Annotated in this window: 33 protein-coding genes and 2 pseudogenes; 16 read left to right on the top strand and 19 right to left on the bottom strand. The window is 35.6% G+C overall.

Annotated elements, in window-relative coordinates; all coding sequences use genetic code 11:
• Positions 1-3 precede the first annotated feature (3 nt).
• Positions 4-228, bottom strand: coding sequence for a DUF1414 domain-containing protein (locus B8W84_RS04235; protein WP_094752062.1), 225 nt, complete (start codon positions 226-228; stop codon positions 4-6).
• 388 nt (positions 229-616) lie between these two features.
• Here B8W84_RS04235 and yejK point away from each other — a divergent pair, with 388 nt between their 5' ends.
• From yejK to B8W84_RS04210, 5 genes are all read left to right on the top strand, one after another.
• On the top strand, positions 617-1,672 hold the full coding sequence (gene yejK, locus B8W84_RS04230; protein ID WP_094752061.1) for a nucleoid-associated protein YejK: 1,056 nt from the start codon (positions 617-619) through the stop codon (positions 1,670-1,672).
• Positions 1,673-1,688: 16 nt separating this feature from the next.
• Positions 1,689-2,555, top strand: a complete 867-nt coding sequence (locus B8W84_RS04225) for a 6-carboxytetrahydropterin synthase (RefSeq protein WP_094752060.1) — start codon at positions 1,689-1,691, stop codon at positions 2,553-2,555.
• A 15-nt stretch (positions 2,556-2,570) separates the two neighbouring features.
• Positions 2,571-2,939 (top strand): HIT domain-containing protein, encoded by a 369-nt coding sequence (locus B8W84_RS04220; RefSeq protein WP_094752059.1) that lies wholly within the window; start codon positions 2,571-2,573, stop codon positions 2,937-2,939.
• Between the two features lies 1 nt (position 2,940).
• On the top strand, positions 2,941-3,540 hold the full coding sequence (locus B8W84_RS04215) for a penicillin-binding protein activator LpoB (RefSeq protein ID WP_094752058.1): 600 nt from the start codon (positions 2,941-2,943) through the stop codon (positions 3,538-3,540).
• Between the two features lie 71 nt (positions 3,541-3,611).
• A complete protein-coding gene (locus B8W84_RS04210; RefSeq protein WP_180706026.1) occupies positions 3,612-4,604 on the top strand; it encodes an LPP20 family lipoprotein in 993 nt (330 codons plus the stop codon).
• On the opposite strand, the gene B8W84_RS04205 is transcribed toward B8W84_RS04210, so the two are convergent.
• Positions 4,558-5,466 (bottom strand): ketopantoate reductase family protein, encoded by a 909-nt coding sequence (locus B8W84_RS04205; RefSeq protein ID WP_094752056.1) that lies wholly within the window; start codon positions 5,464-5,466, stop codon positions 4,558-4,560. The two genes, B8W84_RS04210 and B8W84_RS04205, sit on opposite strands and share 47 nt — an antisense overlap.
• A 104-nt stretch (positions 5,467-5,570) precedes the next feature.
• On the opposite strand from B8W84_RS04205, the gene B8W84_RS04200 reads away from it, so the two are divergent.
• A complete protein-coding gene (locus B8W84_RS04200) occupies positions 5,571-6,053 on the top strand; it encodes a YajQ family cyclic di-GMP-binding protein (RefSeq protein ID WP_094752055.1) in 483 nt (160 codons plus the stop codon).
• Positions 6,054-6,099: 46 nt separating this feature from the next.
• On the opposite strand, the pseudogene B8W84_RS04195 reads toward B8W84_RS04200, so the two are convergent.
• Positions 6,100-6,255, bottom strand: a pseudogene (locus B8W84_RS04195) (IS256 family transposase); the annotation flags it as partial.
• A gap of 71 nt (positions 6,256-6,326) precedes the next feature.
• Here B8W84_RS04195 and B8W84_RS04190 point away from each other — a divergent pair.
• Complete coding sequence (locus B8W84_RS04190) at positions 6,327-7,658, top strand: family 4 glycosyl hydrolase (RefSeq protein WP_219349764.1); 1,332 nt, start codon at positions 6,327-6,329, stop codon at positions 7,656-7,658.
• 66 nt (positions 7,659-7,724) lie between these two features.
• Here B8W84_RS04190 and ylqF read toward each other — a convergent pair whose 3' ends face one another.
• Positions 7,725-8,660, bottom strand: a complete 936-nt coding sequence (gene ylqF / locus B8W84_RS04185; protein WP_094752054.1) for a ribosome biogenesis GTPase YlqF — start codon at positions 8,658-8,660, stop codon at positions 7,725-7,727.
• 267 nt (positions 8,661-8,927) lie between these two features.
• Here ylqF and B8W84_RS04180 point away from each other — a divergent pair, with 267 nt between their 5' ends.
• Positions 8,928-9,260, top strand: a complete 333-nt coding sequence (locus B8W84_RS04180) for a YajD family HNH nuclease (protein WP_094752053.1) — start codon at positions 8,928-8,930, stop codon at positions 9,258-9,260.
• 58 nt (positions 9,261-9,318) lie between these two features.
• Here B8W84_RS04180 and B8W84_RS04175 read toward each other — a convergent pair whose 3' ends face one another.
• On the bottom strand, positions 9,319-10,188 hold the full coding sequence (locus B8W84_RS04175; RefSeq protein WP_094752052.1) for a flagellar protein MotY: 870 nt from the start codon (positions 10,186-10,188) through the stop codon (positions 9,319-9,321).
• A gap of 111 nt (positions 10,189-10,299) precedes the next feature.
• Between B8W84_RS04175 and rnt the strand changes: the two genes are divergently transcribed.
• Positions 10,300-10,917: a ribonuclease T gene (gene rnt, locus B8W84_RS04170; protein WP_094752051.1), complete on the top strand. Its 618-nt coding sequence runs from the start codon at positions 10,300-10,302 to the stop codon at positions 10,915-10,917.
• A 52-nt stretch (positions 10,918-10,969) separates the two neighbouring features.
• Here the strand turns inward: rnt and grxD are convergent, their stop codons facing one another.
• Positions 10,970-11,293 (bottom strand): Grx4 family monothiol glutaredoxin, encoded by a 324-nt coding sequence (gene grxD / locus B8W84_RS04165; RefSeq protein ID WP_094752050.1) that lies wholly within the window; start codon positions 11,291-11,293, stop codon positions 10,970-10,972.
• Between the two features lie 107 nt (positions 11,294-11,400).
• Between grxD and B8W84_RS08115 the strand changes: the two are divergent.
• Together B8W84_RS08115 and B8W84_RS08110 are read left to right on the top strand one after the other, a co-directional pair.
• Positions 11,401-11,820 (top strand): annotated as a pseudogene (locus tag B8W84_RS08115) (flagellar protein MotY); the annotation flags it as partial.
• Entirely contained in the window at positions 11,815-12,192 is a 378-nt protein-coding gene (locus B8W84_RS08110) for an OmpA family protein (protein ID WP_257797948.1), read from the top strand. The pseudogene B8W84_RS08115 and the gene B8W84_RS08110, both read left to right, overlap by 6 nt.
• A gap of 58 nt (positions 12,193-12,250) precedes the next feature.
• On the opposite strand, the gene B8W84_RS04155 is transcribed toward B8W84_RS08110, so the two are convergent.
• Positions 12,251-12,388, bottom strand: coding sequence for a hypothetical protein (locus B8W84_RS04155; protein WP_374220141.1), 138 nt, complete (start codon positions 12,386-12,388; stop codon positions 12,251-12,253).
• Between the two features lie 92 nt (positions 12,389-12,480).
• On the opposite strand from B8W84_RS04155, the gene B8W84_RS04150 reads away from it, so the two are divergent.
• Complete coding sequence (locus B8W84_RS04150; RefSeq protein WP_094752048.1) at positions 12,481-13,062, top strand: Fe-Mn family superoxide dismutase; 582 nt, start codon at positions 12,481-12,483, stop codon at positions 13,060-13,062.
• A gap of 35 nt (positions 13,063-13,097) precedes the next feature.
• On the opposite strand, the gene B8W84_RS04145 is transcribed toward B8W84_RS04150, so the two are convergent.
• The gene (locus B8W84_RS04145) at positions 13,098-13,718 is read right to left on the bottom strand and encodes an AhpA/YtjB family protein (protein WP_094752047.1); all 621 of its coding nucleotides are present in this window, start codon (positions 13,716-13,718) and stop codon (positions 13,098-13,100) included.
• A gap of 77 nt (positions 13,719-13,795) precedes the next feature.
• Between B8W84_RS04145 and serB the strand changes: the two genes are divergently transcribed.
• Positions 13,796-14,839, top strand: coding sequence for a phosphoserine phosphatase SerB (gene serB, locus B8W84_RS04140; RefSeq protein ID WP_257797906.1), 1,044 nt, complete (start codon positions 13,796-13,798; stop codon positions 14,837-14,839).
• 9 nt (positions 14,840-14,848) lie between these two features.
• Here serB and B8W84_RS04135 read toward each other — a convergent pair whose 3' ends face one another.
• The 9 genes from B8W84_RS04135 to B8W84_RS04095 form a co-directional block, all read right to left on the bottom strand.
• Positions 14,849-15,442 carry a hypothetical protein gene (locus tag B8W84_RS04135; RefSeq protein ID WP_094752046.1) on the bottom strand — a complete coding sequence of 198 codons (594 nt, stop codon included), beginning with the start codon at positions 15,440-15,442 and terminating at the stop codon, positions 14,849-14,851.
• Positions 15,443-15,592: 150 nt separating this feature from the next.
• Positions 15,593-15,973: a PilZ domain-containing protein gene (locus B8W84_RS04130; RefSeq protein WP_094752045.1), complete on the bottom strand. Its 381-nt coding sequence runs from the start codon at positions 15,971-15,973 to the stop codon at positions 15,593-15,595.
• Positions 15,974-16,000: 27 nt separating this feature from the next.
• Positions 16,001-16,687: a M15 family metallopeptidase gene (locus tag B8W84_RS04125; protein WP_094752044.1), complete on the bottom strand. Its 687-nt coding sequence runs from the start codon at positions 16,685-16,687 to the stop codon at positions 16,001-16,003.
• A complete protein-coding gene (gene dapE / locus B8W84_RS04120; RefSeq protein WP_094752043.1) occupies positions 16,681-17,817 on the bottom strand; it encodes a succinyl-diaminopimelate desuccinylase in 1,137 nt (378 codons plus the stop codon). Before dapE ends, B8W84_RS04125 begins: the two co-directional genes overlap by 7 nt.
• A 10-nt stretch (positions 17,818-17,827) precedes the next feature.
• Positions 17,828-18,178: a Spx/MgsR family RNA polymerase-binding regulatory protein gene (locus B8W84_RS04115; protein WP_094752042.1), complete on the bottom strand. Its 351-nt coding sequence runs from the start codon at positions 18,176-18,178 to the stop codon at positions 17,828-17,830.
• A gap of 112 nt (positions 18,179-18,290) precedes the next feature.
• Positions 18,291-18,800, bottom strand: a complete 510-nt coding sequence (crr, locus tag B8W84_RS04110) for a PTS glucose transporter subunit IIA (RefSeq protein ID WP_094752041.1) — start codon at positions 18,798-18,800, stop codon at positions 18,291-18,293.
• A gap of 115 nt (positions 18,801-18,915) precedes the next feature.
• The gene (gene ptsI / locus B8W84_RS04105) at positions 18,916-20,637 is read right to left on the bottom strand and encodes a phosphoenolpyruvate-protein phosphotransferase PtsI (protein ID WP_094752040.1); all 1,722 of its coding nucleotides are present in this window, start codon (positions 20,635-20,637) and stop codon (positions 18,916-18,918) included.
• Between the two features lie 88 nt (positions 20,638-20,725).
• Positions 20,726-20,983: an HPr family phosphocarrier protein gene (locus tag B8W84_RS04100; RefSeq protein ID WP_094752039.1), complete on the bottom strand. Its 258-nt coding sequence runs from the start codon at positions 20,981-20,983 to the stop codon at positions 20,726-20,728.
• 197 nt (positions 20,984-21,180) lie between these two features.
• Positions 21,181-21,420, bottom strand: coding sequence for an Arm DNA-binding domain-containing protein (locus B8W84_RS04095; protein WP_257797905.1), 240 nt, complete (start codon positions 21,418-21,420; stop codon positions 21,181-21,183).
• 133 nt (positions 21,421-21,553) lie between these two features.
• Between B8W84_RS04095 and sbcB the strand changes: the two genes are divergently transcribed.
• On the top strand, positions 21,554-23,011 hold the full coding sequence (gene sbcB, locus B8W84_RS04090; RefSeq protein WP_094752038.1) for an exodeoxyribonuclease I: 1,458 nt from the start codon (positions 21,554-21,556) through the stop codon (positions 23,009-23,011).
• Positions 23,012-23,090: 79 nt separating this feature from the next.
• Here the strand turns inward: sbcB and B8W84_RS04085 are convergent, their stop codons facing one another.
• Both B8W84_RS04085 and zntR read right to left on the bottom strand, forming a co-directional pair.
• Positions 23,091-24,230 (bottom strand): SO_0444 family Cu/Zn efflux transporter, encoded by a 1,140-nt coding sequence (locus B8W84_RS04085; protein ID WP_094752037.1) that lies wholly within the window; start codon positions 24,228-24,230, stop codon positions 23,091-23,093.
• Positions 24,231-24,239: 9 nt separating this feature from the next.
• Positions 24,240-24,695 (bottom strand): Zn(2+)-responsive transcriptional regulator, encoded by a 456-nt coding sequence (gene zntR / locus B8W84_RS04080; protein ID WP_094752036.1) that lies wholly within the window; start codon positions 24,693-24,695, stop codon positions 24,240-24,242.
• Between the two features lie 315 nt (positions 24,696-25,010).
• Between zntR and B8W84_RS04075 the strand changes: the two genes are divergently transcribed.
• Both B8W84_RS04075 and B8W84_RS04070 read left to right on the top strand, forming a co-directional pair.
• Positions 25,011-25,757, top strand: coding sequence for a phosphatase (locus tag B8W84_RS04075; protein WP_094752035.1), 747 nt, complete (start codon positions 25,011-25,013; stop codon positions 25,755-25,757).
• Positions 25,758-25,784: 27 nt separating this feature from the next.
• The gene (locus tag B8W84_RS04070) at positions 25,785-26,696 is read left to right on the top strand and encodes an ROK family protein (RefSeq protein ID WP_094752034.1); all 912 of its coding nucleotides are present in this window, start codon (positions 25,785-25,787) and stop codon (positions 26,694-26,696) included.
• Positions 26,697-26,833 lie beyond the last annotated feature (137 nt).

Below are 26,833 nucleotides of genomic sequence, written 5' to 3'. Positions count from 1 at the left end.
TATTTAGGTATCTTTTTTATTAATGGAAGCACTCAGTGCTTTAACAAATTTATCACTGATTTCAGTGCGTTTATGTGGTGGTACTTGACTGTTAATAATATGTGTAATGCTATTACCTAAAATCATTAAACTTAAATCAACAGAAACATTATTGTGGTGTAGAACATCCATGACTTCATTTAGGATACTTTCAATTTTTTTACTGGAATATTTAGAAATTATTGGCATGCTTTTTTACTGACTCTAATTAAATTTAGGATACTTTCAATTTTTTTACTGGAATATTTAGAAATTATTGGCATGCTTTTTTACTGACTCTAATTAAATAAAAATCATAATACCCTAGCAACACACTTACTCCAAATATAAACAATAATATTCATCATAAAAATTTTTTTTCACTCAATGATCAGACCAGAGGTTAGTGTATCATGATGATTTTTTGATAAAGGGATATGGGCAGATGAATAGACAATAAAATTTATCGAGTGAGGATAAAGATGCAATAAGTGCTCTTTTTCGGTTATTTTTCGCGTGTTGAGTTGTTTGTCTGTTTTTTATATACGCTTAGTATAAAATGTCTATAATTGTTTTTTTAAATTAGGTACTTATTTGTATGAATATTTCTGCTAGTAATATTATTTTACACTCTCTTTATTATAATTCGGAAGGGATTTTACAGTGTAAAATGCGGGACGGGGAATTACCTATTTCGCCATCTATTGAAGATTTTTTAATGGAATTACATCGTACCTATCAGAGTAAAACAAATAAAGCGTTTGCATCCTTTTCGACAAAAAAAGATAAAAGTAACGATTTTTATTCTGCATTGACCCAAGAGATGAGCGGACAACTCGATTTTGTTGGTTTTTCACAAAAAGTAGCGACATGTTTAGTCAATGAATTAAAAAGATATGATTTTGCAGAGCAAGGTATTTTATTGATCAGTAAGTATACTTGGACAACCAGTAATTATCTTTTCATTGCTTTATTACAAAATCATGAATCTATTAGAGTTAATGAAAAATTAGAGCTCAAAACGAGTCAACACATTGAAACTAAAAAAATCCAATTAGTTGCTAGAATTGATTTAACGTTATTAGAGCGCGAGCCAAATTCTAACCGTTGTATTTCTTTTATTAAAGGTAGAGTAGGCCGACAAGTTGCGGATTTCTTTCTTGACTTTATGGGGGCACAAGAAGGCTTTGATACTAAAATTCAAAATAAAGTATTAATGCAAGCGGTTGATGAATTTTGTGTGCGCGAAGATCTTCCGGTGGAAAAGAAACAAGAAGTACGTGAAGTTGCGTTTGAATATTGCAAAGAGCAATTAAAACAAGGAGAGGATATTGACTTGTCTACATTATCGGATCAATTGCAAGAAAGTCCAAAATTAACGGGTAGTTTTTATGATTTTGTGGACAGTGATTTTGATTTAGAAAAGACCTTTCCTGTAGATCGTAGTGTTCTACGAAAACTCACTAAATATGTGGGTCAAGGGGGAGGGGTCAGTATTAGTTTTGATCAAAAACATTTAGGCGATCGCATTCAATACGACGTAAAGACCGATACATTAACCATCGTCGGTATTCCTCCTAATTTACGCGAACAGTTAAAACGAGATATAGCTCCGATAGCATCTAGCGCTAAAGATCAAAACGCTCCTTTTTAAAAAGATTAAATAAAACATGAAATTATTTGTACGAGATTTAACAGTGATTGATGCGAGTTATTTAGACTCTTGTCGAGGTTTTGTTGGTGAAAGTTATCAAGTGGATATTGTCTTAGAAGGTAAACTAAATGCAGATGCGATGCTTTTAGATTTTTCTTTAGTAAAAAAACAAATCAAAGGGATCATTGATGCAGAGGTGGATCATAAATTATTAGTGCCACTTCGGGCACTAAATTGTTATGTTGAAAAACAGGAACAGCGCACCCAAGTTGATTTTAAATTAAAGGACAATAGTTATATTCAGCTTAAATGTCCGCATCAAGCTTATTGTTTGTTAGATACCTATCAGATTACGATTAAGGCTATTGAAGATTATTTGAATCAAGTTATATTAAAACAGTTACCTGATAATATTAACGGGTTAGAGGTAACTCTGCACCCTGAAAAAATAAACACACCTTATTATCATTATACACATGGTTTAAAAAAACATAGCGGTAATTGTCAACGTATTGCACATGGGCATCGTTCAAAAATTGATGTTTTTATCAATGATATTTATGCTCCAGATTTAGTGGAAAGCTGGGCGCGGCGTTGGAAAGATATTTATTTACTGAGTCAAGAGGATAAAATTGATGTATCTGCTCTGTCTTTTACACCCAAAGATAAGACGATAGATTATGTCGCGGGTGCATATCATGCACAGCAAGGTTATTTTGAACTATTAATCAGTGCTTCCCGCATTGAAATTTTACCTCAAGAGACGACGGTTGAAGAATTGGCGAATTTCATTCACCAACAGATAAAGATACAACAGGGGGCTAATAACCAAATCACTGTTTATGCGTATGAGGGTATTGGCAAAGGTGCCATTGCAGAATGATAAAAGAGAGCAATTATGTCGGAAGAAACAATTTTTAGAAAAATAATTAATAAAGAGATCCCCGCGGATATTGTATATCAAGATGATTTTGTCACAGCGTTTAGAGATATATCTCCTCAAGCACCAGTGCATATTTTAATTGTTCCGAATAAATTGATTGCGACAGTTAATGATATTGAAGTAGAAGATGAGGTGCTAGTCGGTAAACTTTATTGTGTGGCTAAAATTTTAGCCAAACAAGAAGGCGTTGATATTTCTGGATATCGTTTGATTATGAATTGTAATCAAGATGCGGGTCAAGAAGTTTATCATATCCACCTACATTTGTTGGGTGGTAAAAATTTAGGGAAATTAATCAGTGTTGAAGAGACTATTGGAGAATAAAATGAAATCGATAATGAAAATAACCAGCTTTATGTTTGCACTTGTACTTTTAAGTGCTTGTTCAACGTCTGTAGAGCGATTAGACAGTAGTAAAGTGGTTGATTTAAGTGGAGCTTGGAATGATACGGACTCTCAGTTGGTCGCACAAGAGATGATTGACGATGTTTTATCCCGCCCTTGGATCCGTAAATTTACACAATTAAATGGTACTGAGCCTGTAGTGATCGTGGGTCGTATAAGAAACTTAAGCCATGAGCATATTAATACCAATACATTTGTTGCCGATATGGAGCGTGAGTTAATTAATTCAGGCGAAGTCCAATTTGTGGCATCAGCAACACAACGTCAAGACATTCGAGATGAGCGTGGAGATCAAGATTTAAATGCAAGTGCCAATACACGTAAGGTAATGGGTCAAGAATACGGTGCTGACTTTATGATGCAAGGACAAATTAATACTATTATTGATGTTGATGGGGATATGCAAGTACGCTTTTATCAAGTTGATTTAGAACTTATTAGTATTAAAGATAATCGTAAAGTGTGGATTGGACAGAAGAAAATAAAAAAATTGGTGACTAATAGTAAAATACGAGGCTAATCTTTGAGATGAGAGCACTTTTACTGTGCTTTCATCTCATTTTTATCGCATTTTTATCGCATTTTTATGCTATGAAGTATATCTCGTCATATATATTGTTAATCAGTTGCTTTTTACTCAGTGCGTGCGCCAGTGATCCACAAACCAAAAGTCGACCGCAGTGGGTGAATCAACCGAGTGCGGTTTATGCGAGCGATCAATACTTAAGCGCCGTGGGACAAGCATCTAATCTTGAGCGAGCTCGGCAAAATGCATTGGCAAATTTATCGGATGTTTTTTCGGTTAAAATTCATGTACAAAGCGATATGCTAACACAAGCAAATAAACAAGAAACGCCATTAGGTGTCACAATGCAAAGTAAAATTGCCTTGCAACGGCAAATTGCAACGGAGAGCGAGCATACGTTAAAAGGCGTTATGATAAAAGAAAGTTGGCAGAGTTCTGGCGGAGAGTACTATGCGGTAGCACTCTTAGAGAAATATAAAGCGGCTCAAAGTTTAACGGAATCTATCGATGCATTAGATGAACAAAGTCGTTCTCTTATTGATTATAGTTTACAGGACGCCCCCAATAGCATTGCTTCGTTACATGCATTGAGTAAAGCTCGAGATTTACAATTAGCGCGAGAAGTTGCTAATGAGCAGTTACAGCAAGTGCGTTTAAGTGGTGTTCCTATGCTTATTTCAAGTGCTAAAATAGAGCAAATGATGGCTAAAAAACTAGCGACATTAAAAGTAAGTGTGCAACAACCGGATAAGCAACAACAAAAATTAATAACCTCAGCATTAGCCGAGTTAGGTATGCGTGTTGTGGTAGATGCAGATATTAACGTGTCCGCTGATTTGTCTTTAAATACGCCTATTTATACAAATAGTTGGTATTGGTTACATGCTAGCTATCAGTTATCTTTTGTTGAAAATGGACAAGTGATAAGTCGTAAGCGTTGGCCCATTAAAATATCTGCAAAACAATCCTCATTATTACAATCACGTTTAGATAATTATTTGAGTGAACATATTAAGACGTATGTGAGTGAATTAATGAGCTCACTTCCAGCGCTTTAATATCTTTATACAGGCTATTGATAGTCGGCAATGCAATGTTTTGTTGCATTGCCTTTTTTAATATATAACCATTAATATATTCATTTTCTGTGTGCCGTTTAAAATAAATGTCACGATTCATGGAAGAGTAATTATCTGTTGTTAAATTAATCACCTGCAGAATAAGTTGATATACTTCAGTTTCACTCATGAGCAGTGTTTTTTTGGGAAGAACTAAAAAAGCTTCTTTGAGTATGTTTTTGATAAGTTTTTGCATACTTTCTTTCTTTAAGGCGCCGTTGTTTATTTGGTGAATAGCCGTTAGTGGGTTAATCGCAATATTGATTAATAATTTTAGCCATAATTTACTTTCTATCTTGTCACACCAATGACAATCGTTTAAAGCTTTATTTAAAGGTATTACAATATCTTGATAAGATTTTGCTTGTTGATTAAATGGGCCGAGATATGTGCTTCCCTTACCAGTATGGCGAATGTTAAAAGGAGAGAGCAATAAACTTGCATTCGCTGTTGTGGCACAAATTATGGGGTTTTTAGGGAGTATTTTTTGTATCTCCTCTGCACATCCCATGCCGTTATGCATGAGGATTATCCCTTGCCCATCTTGTATCTGCGCTTTATGTGCTTGTATTGCTTGGCAGACCTGTGTTGCTTTAACGCATATTAAAATAGGTTGGGTACTTTTGAGAAGTTTATGATGATGTGAAATAGGTAATCGCCAATGTATGCCTTGTATATCTTGATAAAGCAAGAAATCAGCATCGACAGGGTGACGTGTTATTAAACGAACTTTTTCTCCTTGTTGATATAAATTTGCAGCCCATAAACAACCAATAGCGCCTGCGCCGATAATTTGCCACATATTTATCCCTTTCTGACTCGATTTAAGTTGCACTATCATAGCTCAACGGCATTAATTCTGGTAACTTAAGCATTATTAATTCAATAAAAAAACAGGAATAAAAAATGCCTTCATTTGATATCGTTTCAGAAGTAGATGTGGCTCAATTAAAAAATGCGGTGGATAATGCAAATCGTGAGTTAGAGCAACGTTTTGATTTTCGTGGAGTAAAAGCAAGTTTTTCTTTTGAAAAAGGGGTGGCGAAGCTGAATGCTGAATATGATACACAATTGCGTCAATTACTTGATATATTACGAACGAATGTGATTAAACGCGGTATTGAAGCAAGCTCTATGGATACGGAAAAAGCAACGCACAGTGTTAAGTCTTGGTCACAAACGATTAAATTTAAAGAAGGTGTTGATCAAGCTACTGCAAAAAAATTGATTAAACTGGTAAAAGATAAAAAAATTAAAGTGCAAATTGCATTACAAGGTGAGCAATTACGTGTGACGGGAAAAAAACGTGATGATTTGCAAGCGGTTATGGCATTAGTTAATAGTGCCGAATTAGGACAACCTTTTCAATTTAATAATTTTAGAGATTAAATTTCAGAAAATGTGACCCTGTAAATAATTCTGTGTAATTACCATTTTACAGGTGGCGCTTTAAACGGTCTTCAAACTCAATGATAAACCGATTCATCGCAGCTCTCCAGTTTTGAATTGGTTTTGACCATTTTTTTGATGCTGATCTGATCGCTAAGTAAATGACTTTCTTAGCAGAATCATCACTGGGGAATACCTTTCGATTATACATATAGTATACATGTGTGTATGCTTTGTTATGAGAAGAGTGTTTACATAACAACAGAGAGTTCTATGATGAAGAAACAAAATTTAACTATAATTGGTGGCGGATCAACTTATACCTTGGGTATTATTATGAGTTTGATTGCAGAAAAAAATAATCTACCACTTAAAAGCGTGCGTTTTTATGACATAGATGCAGAACGTCAACAACTCAATGCTGAAGCGACAAAAATTTTATTACAGGAAAAATACCCAGAAGTTGAAGAGTTTATTTACACAACGGATAGAGAAAAAGCATTTAAAGATACAGATGTATTTTTTATTCAAATACGTACGGGTGGCCTCGCCATGCGCGAGCGTGATGAGCAGATATCATTATCTCATGGTTGTGTTGGACAGGAAACATGTGGGGCGGGAGGAATGGCTTACGGTTTACGCTCTATTGGAGATATGATTGATCTTATTAAAAATATTCGTAAGTATAGTCCGGATGCATGGGTATTAAACTATACCAATCCAGCAGCTATTGTGGCAGAGGCATTAAATCGTGTATTCCCTAATGATAAAAAAATTCTTAATATTTGTGATATGCCATGTGTCATTATGGAAAGCTATGCAAAAATGCTGGGTTGTGAACTTTGGGATCTTGTTCCTGAATACTATGGTCTTAATCACTATGGTTGGTTTACAAAAATTCGTAATCATCAAGGGGAAGATCTGACTCAAAAGATTAAAGATATTATTTTAGAAAAAGGTTTAGAGGCAAGTGCGGTTGATATCGCACACGATCAATCATGGCAGGCTACCTTTAAAAATATGCAAGTAATGTTAGCGGATAACCCAGAACATCTCCCAAGTACCTATTTGCAATATTATTTATATCCAGAAAAAATGGTGGCGAAGGAAGATATTAATAATACTCGTGCGCGCCAAGTGATTAATGGTAGAGAAAAAACGGTTTTTGCTATGTGCCAACGTATTATTGACAATAAAACGACCCAACATGAAAATATGCATGCAGATATTCATGGTATTTATATGGTACGAGTCGCGGCTTCTTTACTCTTTAACAAAGGAGATAAATTTATTGTTATTGTGCCGAATAAAGGCATTATTCGTAATTTACAAGATGATGCGATGGTTGAAGTACCTGCAGCGTTAATGAATCATGGGGTAGAGCCATATTCGATTGGTGATATACCGACCTTTCATAAAGCGCTGATCGAAACTCAACTAGGTTTTGAAAAGTTAGTGGTAGATGCGTGGTTTACTGGCTCAAAGCAAACATTAGTCAATGCACTGACACTCAATCGTACCGTGATCAATGTATCGACAGCAAAAAAAATAGTGGATGATATTTTGATTGAGAATAAAAGATATTTACCGCAGTTTTTTAAATAATAAACGATGAGATAAAAACAATAGAAAAGAAGCGCTTATAAAAAGCGCTTTTTTAAAAGAAGTAAATCAACGGCGACGTTTATGTTTACGCGCCTTTTTCTTTTCGATTTTGTTTTCAGCTTGTTCGGCCATTAATTTCGCTACGGCTACTTTTTCAACAGATGCCATTGCGGGGGTTTCGATGCTTAAAGGACCTAATGCGCCAGAGCGTAATTCATTCAGTAATATTGTAGAAACTTTATAAATATCAAAATGTCCGCCTGCACGTAAGCAACCTCGACGCACCGCAATAGCCTCCATCAACTCATGATCTGTTTCTGGGACTTCAGCAAGTTCATAACGTTTTTTTAGTCTATCTGGGTAATTAGCGATAAGATATTCGGCAGCATAATAGGCAATATCTTCATATTCAATGGCGGTATCTTTAATAGCACCAGTTACTGCCAAGCGATAGCCAGAATCTGCATTTTCAATTTTAGGCCAAAGAAAGCCTGGTGTATCTAAAAGAATAATACCACTAGGTAACCGAATACGTTGCTGATTTTTTGTTACGGCGGGCTCATTACCTGTTTTTGCAATGATCCTATCCGCTAAGATATTAATAATAGTTGATTTCCCTACATTGGGAATTCCCATGATCATCGCGCGAATTTGCTTATCTTGTGCCATTTTATTCGGTAACATTTGTTGACAGAGTTTAGTTATCTGATGCACTTGTTCTGTTTTTAATGTGCTAATTGCAAGGGCTTTAATGCCTTGTTCTTTTTCTAAATACGTTATCCATTCAGCAGTAATTTTTGGATCGGCAAGATCAGCCTTATTTAGCACTTTTATGCAGGGGGTATTTGTCCGAATATTGGCAATTAATGGATTTTCACTACTATAAGGAATACGCGCATCGACGACTTCAATGATAATATCAACCTGCGGTAGCACTTCTAGAATTTGTTTGTGTGCTTTGTGCATATGTCCAGGAAACCATTGGATGTTAACTTTACTCATTTAATTTTAAAACCTTTTGTTCATTGCGCTTACCTTTTAGAAAGGTTTCTTTATGCTTTGATGCGCTAAAAATAGAATATTATATGACAGTCTAACTGATGATCTGGTAGAGATACATTTAATTACGTAAATAGCGATGCGAGGTAATGTAAGACCATACAATAAAGATGATATTTATTATGGTAGATTATTTTAATTTACCTATTCACTCAGTAGTGTAGAACGGTTAAAATATACTTCTCTTTTAAATTTAATGGCAAAGGTGTTATGGCTTATATTCCAAATAACTATAAAAATCTTGAAAATGATTATCGAGATAAAGCATTAAAGTTATTTCCTTGGGTGTGTGGTAAGTGTACACGGGAGTTTGTTTATTCTAATTTACGTGAATTGACGGTACATCACTGTGATCATGATCATGCAAATAATCCTGCTGATGGCAGTAATTGGGAGTTATTATGTATTTATTGTCATGATCATGAGCATGATAAATATACCCAAGCAGACTTATATGGGAGCAGTGTGCAGGCGGGGGATGATTTACAAACGGGTGGTACGTATAATCCGTTTGCGGACTTAATGAATAAAATGAAGAAATAAGCGTTTAGCCTAGGTGTAATCAATCAAAGACACCATCGATTGGTTTTTTACACCACCTTTAAATTTCTTCGCGTTGGATGGATATCACCACACGTCTATTTTGCATGCGACCTAACACATTACGGTTATCAGCAATATGACGTTTTTCACCAAAACTTGATACTTGAATTTTATCGGCTTCCAAACCTATCTCTTTTAAGTAACTTTTAATCGATTCTGCACGTTTTTTGGACAATGTCATATTATGTGATTTAGTTCCGTAGCTATCAGAATATCCAGCCACTAAAATAACACTGATATTTTCATCATATTTTATATAATCGCCAATCATTTTTAAACGTTTTTTTGAAAAGGTATCGAGCTCTATGCCATTTTTTGCATATTTAAGAATACTGTAAGAAATATCATCAAAATTATAAGGTAGTAAATTAGCAATACAATTATTGAATTCATCATAACTTTTTAAAAAGTTAATGGAAGATAAGCCTACACTGGTGACCTGATTACCGTTATACCAATCTTTAAAATAAAAAGTAGGGTATTGGCCTTGTTCTAATTCACTGAGCATAAGCCATGCTTTTTGTTGAGTCGCATAACCATTAAATTGTTGATGGAACTTCACTTGTGATATCGGGGTCGCCGGACTGCCGGGCTGCCATTGCGGAGGAATAGATATCAAGGTTGCCATCGTAGTTTTAGGCATGGGGAGTTTACTTTTTAAAATGAAATTAAGGTTTATTTTTTTACTGGCATGCGCATCAAAATTTGCTTGTCCATAACGTGGAATTGGATGCTCAAGTGTACATTGTATCGGTGTAGATGTAGATACATACCAGAGTGAATTATCAAGATTAGCATAATAGGTTTTATTACCAGCATAACTCGTATTTAAGCTGCAGAGCAAGATAGGTACTATTATTTTTCGCATAAATTTGCTCACAGTCTATGAAGTCTTAATATTTATCGGCATCTCGTTATATTTCTTTAGTTTAATTTTATTTATTTTGGCATAATATGTTTTTTTGTGCATGAGTTTTTTATGGAAGATACATTAGTTAACCGTTTTAGGGGTTATTACCCCGTTATTATTGATATTGAGACGTCAGGATTAAATGCGCAAACCGACGCTATATTAGAGATTGCAGCTATTTTTCCTGCGATGGATAAACAGGGCTATCTTTATTGTGCTGAACAAATGCACTTTCATGTGCAACCTTTTGAAGGGGCAAATATGGATCCTAAAGCACTTGAATTTACAGGTATTGATCCCTTTAACCCTCTAAGGGGAGCCATTGATGAGCAAAAAGCATTAACGGAAATATTCAAAATGGTGCGTAAACATCAAAAATTGAATGCGTGTAATCGGTCTGTTTTAGTGGCGCATAATGCAGCTTTCGATCAGGGATTTATAAATAAAGCTAGTCAACGTTGCCATTTAAAGAGGGTACCGTTTCATCCCTTTGTTTGTTTTGATACTGCAAGTATGGCGGGTCTGATTTTAGGACAAACTGTCTTGGCAAAAGCATGTGAGCAAGCGAATATTGATTATAATAATGAAGAAGCACACTCTGCATTATATGACACACAAGTAACGGCAGAATTGTTTTTTTATATGGTTAATAAATTAAAAGCTTTGGGAGGGTGGCCCGTAGAGTGATTTAAGCAAGGGAGTCCCTTACTTAAATCAATATTTTAAAAAGAGAGGAGCTTTATTCAACTTTTTTCGTGGCATTTTGAATAATTGGCTGTAACTCACCGCTTTGAAACATTTCTAAAATAATATCACAGCCACCAATTAATTCACCTGCAACCCAGAGTTGAGGGAATGTTGGCCAATCAGCATATTTAGGGAGCTCTACGCGGATATCTGGGTTTAGTAGGATATCAACGTAGGCAAACGGGGCTCCGCATTGCATGAGGGCTTTAGATGCTTGTGATGAAAAACCACAATTGGGTAATTTTGGTGAGCCTTTCATATATAATAAGACGCTATTGTCATTGATTTGCTTTTTAATTTTATCGAGTGTTTCCATTTTCGTATCCTAATTTGATTTATGAGGATTGTACCTAATAATTCAATGTAAAAAAACATTATTATTCTTAAGGATAACGGAATGGTAATAAAACCTATTATGCTAATCTTGATAATTCACTCTGGTATGTATCTACATCTACACCGATACAATGTACACTTGAGCATCCAATTCCACGTTATGGACAAGCAAATTTTGATGCGCGTGCCAGTAAAAAAATAAACCTTAATTTCATTTTAAAAAGTAAACTCCCCATGCCTAAAACTACGATGGCAACCTTGATATCCATTCCTCCCCTATGGCGGCCCGGCAGTCCGGCGACCCCGATATCACAAGTGAAGTTCCATCAACAATTTAATGGTTATGCAACTCAACAAAAAGCATGGCTTATGCTCAGTGAATTAGAACAAGGCCAATACCCTACTTTTTATTTTAAAGATTGGTATAACGGTAATCAGGTCACCAGTGTAGGCTTATCTTCCATCAATTTTTTAAAAAGTTATGATGAATTCAATAATTGTATTGCTAATTTACTACCTTATAATTTTGATGATATTTCTTACAGTATTCTTAAATATGCGAAAAATGGCATAGAGCTCGATACTTTTTCAAAAAAACGTTTAAAAATGATTGGCGATTATATAAAATATGATGAAAATATCAGTGTTGTTTTAGTGGCTGGGTATTCTGATAGCTACGGAACTAAATCACATAATATGACATTGTCCAAAAAACGTGCAGAATCTATTAAAAGTTACTTAAAAGAGATAGGTTTGGAAGCTGATAAAATTCAAGTATCAAGTTTTGGTGAAAAACGTCATATTGCTGATAACCGTAATGTGTTAGGTCGCATGCAAAATAGACGTGTGGTGATATCCATACAACGCGAAGAAATTTAAAGGTGGTGTAAAAAACCAATCGATAGTGTCTTTGGTTGATTACACCTAGGCTAAACGCTTATTTTTTCATTTTATTCATTAAGTCCGCAAACGGATTATACGTACCACCCGTTTGTAAATCATCCCCCGCCTGCACACTGCTCCCATATAAGTCTGCTTGGGTATATTTATCATGCTCATGATCATCATAGATCAATTTATTGATCAGAATTACTTCGTTCGTTCGTTCGTTCGTTCGTTCGTTCGTTCGTTCGTTCGTTCATTCATTTATATATTGGAGATAAGATCATGGCTTTTGAATTACCTGCGTTACCTTTTGCAAAAAATGCCCTAGAACCTCATATTTCAGCTGAAACATTAGAGTATCATCATGGGAAACACCATGCGACGTATATCCTTAAATTAAATGGGTTAATTGAAGGTACTGAACTTGAGGGGAAATCATTAGAAGATATTATTCAAAGTGCAACAGGCCCTCTTTTTAATAATGCTGCACAGGTATGGAATCATACTTTTTACTGGAATTGTTTAGCGCCTAATGCAGGAGGAACTGCCACGGGGAAGATAGGGACTGCTATCATTAAACAATTTGGGTCGTTTGAAGCATTTCAAGAAATATTTAATGATAAGGCTATTAATAATTTTGCTTCATCGTGGACTTGGCTTGTTAAAAAAGAAGACGGTACACTTGATATTATTAATACCTCAAATGCGGGCACTCCGTTAACGGATAATTCAGTGACAGTATTACTCACCGTCGATTTATGGGAACATGCATATTATATTGATTATCGTAATGTGCGACCTAATTACTTAAAAGGTTTTTGGGCTTTGGTTAACTGGGATTTTGTCAATAATAATTTTGCGTAAAAACAATTTGAGACGCCTTACTTTGTAAGGCTTTTTTATAGGAATTGGTTGCTACTAATTAATTTCTGTATACCATTTTGAATGCGCGAATAACGACTGACTACTTGATTAAAAAATAATGCCATTATGATGGTACCTGCAAAAAAGGCAAGACAGAGTAAACAGATAAGAATTTTAAAACTGGTTTCTTGATAGGAATGAAACAGAGTTAATATTTTATTTTGCTCTAAAGTAATGCGTAAATAGCCGAGACTTTTCTGGTTATTATGTAGCTCAATGACATAAGGAATTAAACCCTCATTGGTTATTTTATCCTTGGTATTTAAATTTAATAAACTATCTAAACTAAGAGATTGATTTGATTGGAAAAGTACTTTGCCAAATTGATTGTAAAGTGTCGCATCGCGTACCATAGGATCATTACTTAAATTATCAATGAGTAATTTTAATTCTTTGTTTTTATTTTCAAGTAAATAACGAGTGGCTTCTGCCCCGGCTAAATTAGTTAATGAAAATGAAAACTTTTCAGTTTGCTGTTGGCGCAGAATATTCGCACTATTACGTAGTACAATTAGTTGATAAACAAGGGTTAAAAGAATGACGAATAACCCTAAAAGTTGTAAAGATCGTAATAAAAAATGCATGTTTTTGTGCATTTGTGCTCCTGTTTAAAGCTTGTGATCGTGAATAGCTATCTTACGATATTATAGATAATAAAGTTAGGATATGTACTGTGAATATTTTAGAAAAACTTATTTTCCCTAAAAAACCGCAATGTATATTAGTCTGGAAAGCATCATTAAAAAAACAGTTTCCGAAGTCGAATCAGTTTTTTTATTTGGCGAATAAATTTGTTCAATGTCGGCCAAAAAATTTCAAAAAAGAGGCTGAGCTAATTGTTATGGGCAAGGTTTTTACGACTCAGCAATTACAATTGTTGTTAAATTTATTGAACAAACAAAACATTACTTGTTTACAGCTATGTACCCCAGAAAAGATAGTTGATATTACAGGAATTCGTTTATTATTAAATGCTTTTCCTGTGCGATTAAAAGATAGTTTAGGTAAATTTGTACAACAAGAAAAATTAGACTTTGCACTGCGAATTTCTTTTCCTGACTTTTCAAAACCGGGTCTTGTTTTAATGGATATGGATTCAACTGCCATTCAAATTGAGTGCATTGATGAAATTGCGTGTTTATATGGTGTCGGTGAAGAAGTGGCGACTATTACAAAGGATGCCATGCACGGAAAAATTGATTTTAATACCAGTTTGCGCACCCGTGTAAGTAAATTAAGTGGCGCATCATTAACCTTACTCAAACAAGTCGCGGATGCTATGCCTTTGATGCCAGGCCTTAATGTCCTTATCACGCAATTACATCAAGCAGGTTGGAAAGTCGCTATCGCATCGGGAGGCTTTCATTATTTTGCGGATAGACTGCAAGCGGATCACGGTTTCGATTTCTGTATTGCTAATCATTTAGAGGTTAAAAACGGTGTATTAACTGGAAAGTTAGTAGGAGAAATCATTAATGCGGATGTTAAAGCGCGAACATTAGCGAAGTTAAGGGGGGAATATCGTATCCTTAGAGAACAAACCATTGCGATTGGCGATGGTGCTAACGATTTGCTTATGTTGCAATCTGCGGGATTAGGAATTGCTTTACATGCCAAACCCATAGTACAAAAGCAAGCACACAGTGCATTAGTCAATTTAGACTTGCAAGGCGTTTTATTTTTATTGTCTTTAACTCATCAAACACAATGGTGTTAAATCTGCCACTTATTCTTTTTTTATATAATTAAGTAATGTTTGTTGGGTGAGATCTGTTATTTCGATGACAGCGCAAATATCAAGAAGCTCATCTTCTAATTTGCGTCTTAAATGTAAAGGCAAGGTATTTATAGTGCGACTTTGCTTTTCAATCTCACTGAGATTAATGCGATCAACAAATAATAAACGATAATGAATAGCATAAAAACGGGTGTTTTTTTCGACAGGATAAATGATACTTAACTTATCGTTTATATTTATAAAATCTTCTTCTAAAAAGCTTTTATAAGTATATTTAGAGTCTTTATCAATAGATTGATTGATATAAATAAAGGCTTCTTTGTCACTTCTGTTTGAATGAAAAGGTTGATTTATCAGTTTTTGATAGAGTTCGCCTTGTATAAGAGCCGCATAGCTTACTTTTTCACTGTTAGCTTCGGACACTTCAAAAAGCGGAGATAGAGAAGCCGCTATGGTGTCGATAGAGGCGAATTGAATTTTAAGTTTACTTATTTCTTTACGTAAAAAGAAGAGTGGGCAAATAAAACTTTTTTCGACAAGGCGTATGATCTCTTTTTGTTGTGAATCGGGTATCTCGGTCAATTTATTATTGTCTTTGTGTAATAAATGTAACAGTGCCGGAATATTCTCCTTATTTCGATTATAGTATTCAAGATGCGTACAGTAATCACACAAGAGAAATGGCTTTTCTCAAACTATAACGACTTGTATGTTTACTTTCTACTGAAAAATCTATTCAGGATCAATATTGATGAGTTGAGATATTTCTCTATATAATAAAGATTCATCTGCTATATTAAGTTGTACTAAGCGTTTAATATGCGAAATACTTTCTAAACTGAGTGTTATAAATTTAATCCCTAAGCAGAACTCTTCTTGATGACAAACCGTACATTTTATGTTTAATTCGACATCAGAATGATCAAATTTAAGATTTAATTGTAACGTCTCATTATCATTATTGAGCCATTCATCTGGACGTTGTATTAAAGCACCATTCAATGAAATATCGAGTAATTCGCTTTGCCATAGAATTTCTTTAGAATTAACTTTTTTACTTAAAAAACAGTGCCCAGAGAAAGATATTCTTGAAAATTTGCGTTTTTCTGACATGATTTTCCCTATAAGTTAAAGAGATCGTTAAATCACAATACCATCTCTAATATTGACATTACAAATATACTGCTTATATATAATAGGTAATTGTTGGCAAATAAGCGATTTAGCAGCAATTTTATTTTCTATAATGAGTGTTGAGAGTATATTTAGATCAAATTCTATTAAGGCCAATTCAGATATTGGGAAGTAACTAATGTGCCAAGGCTCTCTTGCAACGCCCCCTTGGTAAGTTCGATACGGAAAATAAAAACCAAACTCACCCATGTTTTCATTTAACCAAGCGTATAAATCATAAAAATAACCGTCTTGATCGTATTCTTTCGTGTTTAATTGTAGGGCTTGCTGTGCCGGTAACTGGTTTGGATCATAGATATCAAAATCTGTTCCCCAATGATGGCGACTGGCACCGGGTAATGCAGACCAATGTAAAATCGCGAATAACTTATCGATATCAGAAAGGGTATTGTTAAGAATAGGGCGTTCATTTTTATCTAAAATGGCGATTCTATTATTGAATTTATTATTCCATATGCTTAATTGACGCTCAAAAGAGCGAAAACCACTGGCAATTTTCAAGTGGAATCCCGCTTTTTGTGCGCTTTTCTGTAAAGCGGTGAAGGGAGACTTTACCGCATGGTGAATATATATATTATTTTCTAATTGGGTCAAGTGTGAAGAGACTTGACCGGTTAATTGTGTGTCTAACATAAGAGAAGTTTCTCGAGAACACGTTGGTAAATAAGTGTTAATTGTTTAAGATCTTCTATATGCACATGTTCGTCTACTTTATGAATGGTTGCATTACACACCCCAACTTCAACGACTTGTGCTCCGGTTGGAGCAATAAAACGCGCATCAGAGGTACCACCACTGGTCGATAATTCAGCCTTAAGTGCATTAATTTCAAAAATGGCATCACGAACTGCATCGGTCAATTTACCCGGTTGTGTAACAAAGGGCGATCCATTATAGGTCCACTTTATTTTGTAAGATACATGATGCTTATCTAAAATACTTTGCATGCGCGAGCTTATTTTTTCAGCATTTAATTGTGTTGAATAGCGAAAGTTACATTGAACATGTGCATCGCCGGGGACCATATTACTTGCACCCGTACCCGCATTAAATTGTGTTATTTGAAAACTGGTTGGTGGGAAATATGCGTTGCCACTATCCCATATTTCAGTGCTTAGTTCTGCAAAGGCTAATAGACAGTTATGTATAGGGTTTTTAACTAAGTGTGGATACGCAACATGGCCTTGTGTGCCGATGATCTGCACATCCGCGGTCAGAGAGCCTCTGCGTCCATTTTTGATGACATCACCGACTTGATTGGTACTACTTGGTTCACCCACAATACAGTAATCAATTTTTTCATTGCGTTTCTCTAAGCAGTCGATAACACGTGTTGTACCATTAATAAAAGGACCTTCTTCATCACTGGTAATAAGCATCGCGATTGAGCCTTGGTGATCTGCATGTTGCTGGATAAATTGCTCAACAGCAATCATAAAAGTGGCAATACCCCCTTTCATGTCTGCAGTACCTCGGCCATATAACTTACCGTCACATTCTGTTGCTTGAAAGGGAGGATATTTCCATAAATTTTCAGGGCCGGTTGGCACAACATCAGTATGGCCAGCAAAACAAAAAAGAGGGCTTTGTGTGCCACGTCTTGCCCATAAGTTTAAAGTATCTTCAAAATGCATTATTTCACAAATAAAACCTAATTTTTCAAGACGCTCTATAAGTAATGGCTGGCAGCCTGCATCATGAGGGGTAATCGATCGTCGATTGACGAGATCTTTAAGTAATAATACCACGGGACTATTGGACATAGATTTTCCTTTATAAAGCGAATAGAGATTGATATTCAGCCTCTTTAAAACCAATTTTGTGCGAATTGTTATGTATGAGCAGAGGCCGTTTGATTAAAGTTGGATATTTTATAAATAGGAGAAGCACATTTTCGTTATTGATACTTTCTTTTTGTTCGACACTTAGAGAGCGGTAGCTAGTGCTACGTTTATTGAGTAATTCTTGCCAGGTAAAATGGATGAAAAAATATTGTAATAGTTTTTCATCTAGTCCTTGTTGTCGATAATCATGAAATAGAAAAGGAATATTTTTCTGGATTAACCATTTTTGTGCTTTTTTGACGCTATCGCAATTTTTGATACCATATAAGATAGTTTTCATGATAAATTTTCTCGTGAAAGTATAGAGTTTAAACATATCAAGTTTTTGAGGAGAGAGTAATAAAAAGAGTCAGTAAACTGACTCTTTTTTAAAAACAAGTGTGGAGCTTAACTTATTTAATGATCTTTAATACGGGATCAACAGCAACAACGACTGTACCTGACATTTTTTGTAACTCTTTGAGTTCATCCATATTCGAGATAACAACAGGAGTTAAAATAGATTTTGCATTTTCTTTTAAAAACTCAAGATCAAACTCAATGATAGTATCTCCAGCTTTTACTTTTTGGCCTTCTTGAGCAATACGTGTGAATCCTTGGCCTTTTAATTCAACCGTATCAATACCAAAATGAACGAATAATTCAACACCAGAATCAGACTCAATGGAGAACGCATGGTTTGTTTCAAAGATTTTTCCAATTTCGCCATCACAAGGAGCAACCATTTTGTTACCAGTCGGGCGAATTGCGATACCATCACCGACGATTTTTTCTGCAAAAACAACATCAGGAACATCTTCAATCGCAACAATTTCACCAGATAAAGGTGCAATTATATCGATAGTTTGTTCTGTATTTGTATTTCCGCTCATTGCTTTTTTAATAGAATCAAAAAAACCCATGGTGTAACTCCAATTTTTTATTAACAGATACTTATATAATACCATGTTAAATATATGATGTGTAAATAACAAAGTATAACGAGTAGTGAAATAAAGACGCTACCCGTTTAAATAATTAGCTAATGCCTTTTTCTTTGTTAAAGTCATTAACTAATGTTTCGATTTCAGCTGCTGTTGCGACGGATAAAGCTTTATCTGCGAGTGCTTTGACTTCTGAAAAATGTGTATTACGAATAATCTTTTTAACGGCGGGTATCGACATTGCGCTCATTGAGAACTCATCTAAACCCATACCGAGTAATAATAGTGTTGCACGTTCATCACCACCAAGCTCGCCACACATACCTGTCCATTTCCCTGCTGCATGTGATGCATCAATAACTGTTTTTATGATACTTAATACAGAAGGGCACATAGGGTTGTAAAGATCAGAAATCATCTCATTACCACGGTCAACCGCCAAAGTGTACTGAGTTAAATCATTAGTACCAATACTAAAGAAATCGACTTCTTTAATTAAGTGATGAGCAATCGCAGCTGCCGCAGGCGTTTCAATCATGACTCCAACTTGGATTTCTTTATCGTATGCTTTACCTTCTTCTGTCAGTTCTGCTTTTAAGGTATCTAAAATGATTTTTAGTTTACGAATTTCTTCGACAGAGATAATCATTGGGAACATGATGCGAAGAATACCGAATGCAGACGCGCGTAATAAAGCCCGTAATTGCGGGTTCATTATTTCGGGGCGATCAAAACAGATGCGGATAGCGCGCCAGCCAAGAAAAGGGTTCATTTCTTTGGGTAGATTCAAATAAGGTAGATCTTTGTCTCCACCAATATCCATGGTGCGGATAATACAAGCTTGACCTTTCATCGCTTCAACAACATCTTTATAAGCGATAAATTGCTCATCTTCTGTAGGCAAACGATCTCGGTCCATAAATAAGAATTCAGTGCGATAAAGACCAACACCTTCGGCGCCGTTGCGTTTAGCACCTTCAGTATCTTTAACACTTCCGATGTTTGAACAAACTTCTACTTGATGACCGTCAAGAGTTATCGCTGGAAGATCTTTTAATTTTGCAAGCTCTTCTTTTTCTGCGATAAATTTGTTTTTTAATTCTTCAGCTGCGGTTAATTCAGCTTTAGACGGATTAATAATAATATTATTATTAATGGCGTCTAAAATAATGATATCCCCATTTTTAACACGTTGCGTAATATCGCAAGTGCCGACAATTGCGGGAATTTCTAATGAGCGAGCCATGATAGAAGTATGTGATGTCCGACCACCAATATCGGTGATAAACCCTAATACATTATTTAAGTTAATCTGTGCTGTTTCTGAAGGGGTTAAATCATTGGCAATTAAAATAACTTTTTCAGTGATGTTACTAAGATTAATAATGTTGATACCGAGTACATTTTTAAGTAAACGTCGGCCAATATCTTGAAAATCAGCAGCGCGTTCGCGTAGATACGGATCTTCTAATTCTTGTAGCATCTTTACATTTTCTTCTACAATCTGATGAATAGCATAATCTGCAGAGCAGTTATGTTTCTTAATGTAGGATACTATCTCATCTTCTAGTTCTTCATCTTCAAGAAGCATGATATGACCTTCAAAAATCGCTTCTTTTTCTTCGCCAAAGGTTTCTAAGGCTTTTTGTTTAATTACTGTAAGTTGTGCAGAAGCTTTTTCACGGCCCTTCAGAAAACGGCTAATTTCCTGGTCTAGATCATCAACTTTTCCCGTATTAAGAGAAATTTCATCTTCTTTTAACAATAACGCTTTAGCAAAAGTTATACCAGGAGATGCAAGAATGCCAGATATCATAATCTATCCTTTAAAATACAAACGGAAAATCTAAATGTTTTTCATAAAAAAACACAGGCATGTAAGCCTGTGTTTTATTTTACTGCAACTAGACGAGAGTTGCCATTAATTCTACGAGTGCATTTACTGCTTTTTGTTCATCAACACCTTCGGCTTTAATGTTAACCGTTGTACCTTGAGTTAGGCCTAGCGTTTGAAGTTTAAATAGGCTTTTTGCACTGGCTGATTTACTGTCAAGCTCAACCGTGATATCTGAAGCGAATGTTTTTGCTTCTTTAACAAACTGAGCTGCTGGACGAGTATGTAGGCCATTAGGCGCAGTGATAGTTACAGTTTTTTGGTACATGGTAACACCTTAAATAAAAAAAAATTAATGTTATAATGACACTCATTTCGGATGTCATCATGACGAAGAATAATATTGGTCTTATTAAAATAACTAAAAAGAGAGACAAAGAGTTTAATCTAGGTCAAATTTTTAGTCACAAGTTTGAGATATCTGTAATTTTAACGGCTATCTCGTAGACCAATATTCAAAAGTTGCTAAATAATCCTTAATGCACGCCTGAGTTTAATGACTTGCTCTCGCGCTTCTGCTAGTTTAATCTCAGGGTATCGGCCTAATTTCATGCGTTGGGACTTTCCAAACCACTGGAAACGGAAATTAAAAATAACAACAGCAGTTTTAGATATGCGAACAGTTAATCCGTCACGATCAAAGATTTCTGCTTTTCCTGTATAAGGCGCTCGAATATTTCGTATTTTTGTGTCTGACAAAGCCATAAGTCACCGAGGTACAATGCAAGTTAAAATTAGGTACAAACCGAGGTACAAAAAGAATAGTTAGCAGACAATAACAAGAAACAACACTAACCACCATAAAATGATAAGAAGTATAGAGGATTTGAGGCCTGCAATGGAAAAAACACAACAAAAAACAACATGGGTAAATACCAACAATGAGCCCACTTTATACTGGCACGATTATGAAACCTTTGGTCTTAGCCCTGGGGCGGATAGACCTTCTCAATTTGCGGGGATCCGCACAGATCTAGATCTGAATATTATCAGTGAAGCCAATCAATGGTTTTGTCGAATTCCTCGCGATTATCTTCCAGAGCCAGAAGCCTGTTTAATTACTGGTATAACCCCCCAACAAACTCTACAATATGGTATTGCCGAAAATGAATTTATTGACAATATAAATCAAGAGTTTAGCAAGCAAAATAGTTGTGTTGTCGGCTACAACAATATTCGTTTTGATGATGAGGTAACACGTTTTACTTTATATCGTAACTTTGCCGATCCTTACCAACGCGAGTGGAAAAACGGTAATTCACGTTGGGATATTATCGATCTTGTGCGTGCTTGTTACGCTTTACGTCCTGATGGTATTAACTGGCCACTTGATAATAATGACGTTCCCTCTTTCCGTTTAGAGTTACTTAGTAAAGCAAATTCACTGGCACATGATCAAGCACACGATGCAATGTCCGATGTCTATGCCACCATTGCTATTGCTAAATTAATTAAAGAAAAACAACCCAAGTTATATGCTTATTATTTTAATTTACGTAACAAAAAACAAGTATTAGATACTTTAAAAGTTGGATCGTTTTCTCCTCTAATACATGTTTCTGGTATGTTTCCCGCTTTACAAGGTTGTATTTCTTATATTCTACCTATTTGCATGCACCCAACTAATAAAAATGCAGTTATTGTCGTTGATTTAGCAAAAGATCTAACTAATTTACAAACTCTTAGTATTGAACAAATACGAGAATATATGTATAGCAAAACAATAGATTTACCTGCAGGTATAACCCGTCCCGCACTTAAACTCATACATTTAAATAAATGCCCTTTTGTTTCGCCCGCTAAAACTCTATCCGAATCCCGAGCAGATGAATTAGGTATCAATCGAATACAATGTAGAAAATCATTAAATTTTATTAAAGAAAATAGCACACTGGTCGATAAACTCTATGCGGTATATAATGAAGCTCGTACACCATCAAAAGAGCAGTGTGTAGAAGAGATGCTTTACCAAAGTTTTTTTGGACGAGAAGATAAAAAACGGATAGAAGAAGTTAAAAAAAGTAGCTGGCAAACACTCACAAGTAAAACATTTAACTTTCATGATCCGCGCTTAAAAACGCTTTTATGGCACTACAGAGCACGGAATGCTCCCGATGCACTAAATGAAGATGAACAACAAAAATGGGCACTTGAATGCCAAGCGTCTGTGTTTGATAAAACAGAACAATATATTAACAAAATTGATGCGCTTGCTATCGAGCATCAAAATGATAAACAGAAAATAGAAATATTACATAAATTACATCATTATTTACAGTTTTTAACTGCGAATTAATATTTTATTAACACTCTAATTAAAAGGGCAAAATATGTTACATATATTATTTATCATCACACTGGCGGTTTTTCTGTTTTTATGAAGAACAGCACCCGTTATTTTTTGTTTTATTTTTGCTTGGGAGCATATCGAAAAGAACTTTGGCCATTAGAATCGCTAATACAATACCAGAGGTATAAACTATCGGTAAGGCTAATAAATCTTTTTCTATACCTACTTGTGGAACGATTGCAAAAGCAAAATTATCCACTAAATAATTGACTAAAATACCTGAAAGTAACGCAACACTCATCACTCCAAATAAATAAGCGCCAAGCGCACGTTTACCCATTTCTTTATTAACCATGCCAATGGTTGCGATATTTGTTGCGGGGCCCGCCAGCATAAAAACGAGAACGGCTCCCGGTGAAATACCAGCAAGTAATAAACCTGCCGCAATAGGGGTTGAGGCTGTTGCACAAATATACATCGGGATTGAAATCAGTACCATAAATAGCATTGCCAATATACCATCACCCCATTCAGTCATTAAATCTGTTGGGACATAAGTTTGCACTATGGCTGCAAAAAACAAGCCAATTAATAACCAAATAGTTGTATCTTTAATGAGATCAGTACATGCAAAATGTAACCCTTTTTTAATCCGATACAAAACAGACGTATCTTTTAATTCGTAAGCGATATCAGTTTCGCTACTCTGACAAGATCCGTGAGCGGTGGATTGTGTATCTTTTTCGGAGGGCTTGTGTGATGCAGAGCAACATTGAGAAGGATTCCTTTCTTTTTTAGTTACCATACTAGATGTGGCTTGTTTGTCTATTTCTTCATCTTTACCGACTAATATTCCCGCAAAAATAGCACTTGTGATAGCTGCAAGGGGACGGGCTATGGCCATAAATGGCCCGAGTAAAACATAAGAGACACCGATGGAATCAACACCAGTTTCTGGCGTTGAGATGAGAAATGATATGGTTGAGGCTTTAGATGCTCCCGCGCGTCTAAGGCCGATTGCAGCAGGGATCACACCACACGAACAAAGTGGTAGTGGAGCACCTAACATGGCAGCTTTTATCGTGCTTTTGATACCATGTCCGCCAAGTTGCTTTTGCATCCATTGCATAGGGATAAACATTTTTAACATGCCAGCTAAAAATAGACCAAGTAATAACCAAGGCGCGGAGTCTAAAAATACATTTAAAAAGTTACTAAATAACATAATATTCTCTTATTTGTGATTGTTTGTTACATCGGAATGTGACGCTGTTTTAGAATAGATTTTTGGCTTAGATTCTAAGGCTTCTAAAATAGAGCAGTGAATCGCACTTTCAGGTCCGCCACAACAAGAATTAGATAATTCTTGTAGGGAGTATTTAAAGCACTCGAGTTCTTTAATTTTGCTGTTTATCTCGTCTAATTTACTATTGACAAGGCCTTTAACATCCATACATGCCCAATTTTCTCTATCTAACTTGAGAGAAAGTAATTCGGCGATATCGGTAAGAGAAAAACCAATTTCTTTGGCGCGTAATATAAAGCTTAATCGTTGTGAGTCATGCTCTGTATAAAGACGATAGCCAGAGGAGCTGCGTAAAGAAGGGATTAAAAGCCCATTTTTATTATAAAACCTCAAGGTATCTGTTTTTACTTGATACCGTTTTGCAAGCTCTCCAATACGATACATTGTATTGTCCTTTTATCATTGTGATAGTTGAAATATTCTAAGGCAAGTATAACCTTTGAGTTGAATCAAAGGTCAAGTTTAATGTGGAAAATAGTTTACTTTCTTTTTTAATGTTTCAAAAGGGGTACCATTATATGCATTGTTATATAATAACAAACTATCACTGATTTTATTTAGTCTATGTTAGAGGTATGTAAAATGTTAGCCATGTATAAGAGCAGAGTATTTAGCCCGTGATAAGTTTATACAAAGGACACGTTAAATTGCTTAGAATATAAAATTCATGGATTTAAATATGTAAAGAGAGGTAGCAAAATGAAATTTGTTGTAGATACTCATACCCATACGCTTGCGAGTGGGCATGCGTACAGTACGGTGATTGAAAATGCACAAGCAGCCCAAAAAAATGGATTAGCACTTTTCTGTATGACAGATCACACTTCAGAAATGCCGGGAGCGCCACACTATTGGCATTTCATGAATCAAAGAGTTATCCCGCGCTTTCTTTCTGGAGTTGGTGTCTTAAGAGGGGCTGAAACAAACATTTTAAATGTGGAAGGTGATATTGATTTTTCAGACTTTTGCCTGGCGCAGCAAGATTGGATATTAGCCAGCTTACATGAGCCTATTTTTAAACCGTTAGATAAAAGTGCGCACACACAAACACTCATCAATGTTATTCGCTCTAATAAAGTGGATGTGCTTGCTCATTTAGGTAACCCTAATTTTGATTTTGATTTTAAAGCGGTGATCTATGAGGCAATAAAATATAATGTGGCAATAGAAATAAACAACTCTTCACTGGAGCTTTCTCGAGCAGGAAGTGCGCCTCGCTGTTTAGAGATAGCAAAGCTGTGTAAACAGATGGGCGCTTATGTTAGCACGGGATCCGATGCGCATTTTGCACACGCGGTGGGTGAGTTTTCTAAAGTAGAGGCACTTTTAACCCAAATTGATTTTCCACTCTCTAGAATTATTAGTATATCGACAGGTCAATTTTTGGAGTTTTTACAGCTAAGAGGAAGAGAGCCGATTGCTGAGTTCTCACATTTACAAAGGTAAACGAGTCACAAAACAAGGTAAAAAGATATGTTGTATGGATTTGATATTGGTGGCACAAAAACGGTTTTTAGCGTTTATAACATGCAATTAAAATGTGTTTTTTTTGATAAAAAACCAACGCCTAAGACGCATGCGCAGTTTATGCAAATGATAAGCTCTTGGGTGATACAAGCCGATTTAAAATTTAATATTCGTGGGCGTGTGGGTCTAGGTTTCCCCGGCGCAATTGATCAACATGATCATCGTTTAAATTGCGTGAATGTACCTGCAATTAAAGGGCATTGTTTAGTGGCTGAACTCTCGTTATTATTACAACGCGAGGTTAAGTTAGAAAATGATGCAAATTGTTTTTTACTTTCGGAGTGTTACGCAGGGAGCGCTGCAGGAGCCAAAACAGTCTTAGGCATCACGTTGGGAACGGGGGTTGGGGGCGCTATTTTTGTTAATGGTGGGTTACATCGGGGCTTTAATGCTTTTGCAGGAGAGATAGGACATTATCCTTTGCCGGCAACTATCCTTTTACAATATCCTGATTTGCCTATCTTTGATTGTGCCTGCGGGCGAGTTATGTGTTTAGAAACGTATATGTCAGGCACTGGCTTAGAAAATCTATACAAGCATTATGCGAAAGTGTCCCTGTCTAGCATTGATATTATTAAAAAATATCGTGCGGACGATATATTGACACGAAGGATAATTAATATCTATTTTGATATATTAGCCGCGGGCCTTGCAACGGCGATTTTAGTGTTAGATCCGGAGATACTTATCATCGGAGGTGGAATATCAAATTTTTCTGAGTTATACGCACAACTAGAACAACGTCTCTCTCTGCATCTTTTAAAGGGGGTGGTATTGCCTGCGATTTGTGCGCCTAAATTTGGTAGCATAGGAGGTGTACGTGGGGCGGCTTTATTAAATTATAAACAACCTCAATAGTGGTGTATTGGTTATTATTAGTTCTTATTTATCAAAGCATCAGCATAATTATCATCAAATATTACAAAAGTGCTAATTTACGTATATTGTTTGTCTAAAAGTATCGACAAAACGTATCGATCCTTATAAATTAGCCC

Origin of the sequence: Psychromonas sp. CD1 (genome assembly GCF_002239585.1) — a bacterium.
GTDB lineage: Bacteria > Pseudomonadota > Gammaproteobacteria > Enterobacterales > Psychromonadaceae > Psychromonas.
This window is presented reverse-complemented; position numbering and strand designations above follow the sequence as displayed.

Bases quoted from the DNA above. Each gene is read 5' to 3' on its own strand.
- B8W84_RS04235 (WP_094752062.1), bottom strand. From the start codon at position 228: ATGCCAATAATTTCTAAATATTCCAGTAAAAAAATTGAAAGTATCCTA.
- yejK (WP_094752061.1), top strand. From the start codon at position 617: ATGAATATTTCTGCTAGTAATATTATTTTACACTCTCTTTATTATAAT.
- B8W84_RS04225 (WP_094752060.1), top strand. From the start codon at position 1,689: ATGAAATTATTTGTACGAGATTTAACAGTGATTGATGCGAGTTATTTA.
- B8W84_RS04220 (WP_094752059.1), top strand. From the start codon at position 2,571: ATGTCGGAAGAAACAATTTTTAGAAAAATAATTAATAAAGAGATCCCC.
- B8W84_RS04215 (WP_094752058.1), top strand. From the start codon at position 2,941: ATGAAATCGATAATGAAAATAACCAGCTTTATGTTTGCACTTGTACTT.
- B8W84_RS04210 (WP_180706026.1), top strand. From the start codon at position 3,612: ATGAAGTATATCTCGTCATATATATTGTTAATCAGTTGCTTTTTACTC.
- B8W84_RS04205 (WP_094752056.1), bottom strand. From the start codon at position 5,466: ATGTGGCAAATTATCGGCGCAGGCGCTATTGGTTGTTTATGGGCTGCA.
- B8W84_RS04200 (WP_094752055.1), top strand. From the start codon at position 5,571: ATGCCTTCATTTGATATCGTTTCAGAAGTAGATGTGGCTCAATTAAAA.
- B8W84_RS04190 (WP_219349764.1), top strand. From the start codon at position 6,327: ATGATGAAGAAACAAAATTTAACTATAATTGGTGGCGGATCAACTTAT.
- ylqF (WP_094752054.1), bottom strand. From the start codon at position 8,660: ATGAGTAAAGTTAACATCCAATGGTTTCCTGGACATATGCACAAAGCA.
- B8W84_RS04180 (WP_094752053.1), top strand. From the start codon at position 8,928: ATGGCTTATATTCCAAATAACTATAAAAATCTTGAAAATGATTATCGA.
- B8W84_RS04175 (WP_094752052.1), bottom strand. From the start codon at position 10,188: ATGCGAAAAATAATAGTACCTATCTTGCTCTGCAGCTTAAATACGAGT.
- rnt (WP_094752051.1), top strand. From the start codon at position 10,300: ATGGAAGATACATTAGTTAACCGTTTTAGGGGTTATTACCCCGTTATT.
- grxD (WP_094752050.1), bottom strand. From the start codon at position 11,293: ATGGAAACACTCGATAAAATTAAAAAGCAAATCAATGACAATAGCGTC.
- B8W84_RS04150 (WP_094752048.1), top strand. From the start codon at position 12,481: ATGGCTTTTGAATTACCTGCGTTACCTTTTGCAAAAAATGCCCTAGAA.
- B8W84_RS04145 (WP_094752047.1), bottom strand. From the start codon at position 13,718: ATGCACAAAAACATGCATTTTTTATTACGATCTTTACAACTTTTAGGG.
- B8W84_RS04130 (WP_094752045.1), bottom strand. From the start codon at position 15,973: ATGTCAGAAAAACGCAAATTTTCAAGAATATCTTTCTCTGGGCACTGT.
- B8W84_RS04125 (WP_094752044.1), bottom strand. From the start codon at position 16,687: ATGTTAGACACACAATTAACCGGTCAAGTCTCTTCACACTTGACCCAA.
- dapE (WP_094752043.1), bottom strand. From the start codon at position 17,817: ATGTCCAATAGTCCCGTGGTATTATTACTTAAAGATCTCGTCAATCGA.
- B8W84_RS04115 (WP_094752042.1), bottom strand. From the start codon at position 18,178: ATGAAAACTATCTTATATGGTATCAAAAATTGCGATAGCGTCAAAAAA.
- crr (WP_094752041.1), bottom strand. From the start codon at position 18,800: ATGGGTTTTTTTGATTCTATTAAAAAAGCAATGAGCGGAAATACAAAT.
- ptsI (WP_094752040.1), bottom strand. From the start codon at position 20,637: ATGATATCTGGCATTCTTGCATCTCCTGGTATAACTTTTGCTAAAGCG.
- B8W84_RS04100 (WP_094752039.1), bottom strand. From the start codon at position 20,983: ATGTACCAAAAAACTGTAACTATCACTGCGCCTAATGGCCTACATACT.
- B8W84_RS04095 (WP_257797905.1), bottom strand. From the start codon at position 21,420: ATGGCTTTGTCAGACACAAAAATACGAAATATTCGAGCGCCTTATACA.
- sbcB (WP_094752038.1), top strand. From the start codon at position 21,554: ATGGAAAAAACACAACAAAAAACAACATGGGTAAATACCAACAATGAG.
- B8W84_RS04085 (WP_094752037.1), bottom strand. From the start codon at position 24,230: ATGTTATTTAGTAACTTTTTAAATGTATTTTTAGACTCCGCGCCTTGG.
- zntR (WP_094752036.1), bottom strand. From the start codon at position 24,695: ATGTATCGTATTGGAGAGCTTGCAAAACGGTATCAAGTAAAAACAGAT.
- B8W84_RS04075 (WP_094752035.1), top strand. From the start codon at position 25,011: ATGAAATTTGTTGTAGATACTCATACCCATACGCTTGCGAGTGGGCAT.
- B8W84_RS04070 (WP_094752034.1), top strand. From the start codon at position 25,785: ATGTTGTATGGATTTGATATTGGTGGCACAAAAACGGTTTTTAGCGTT.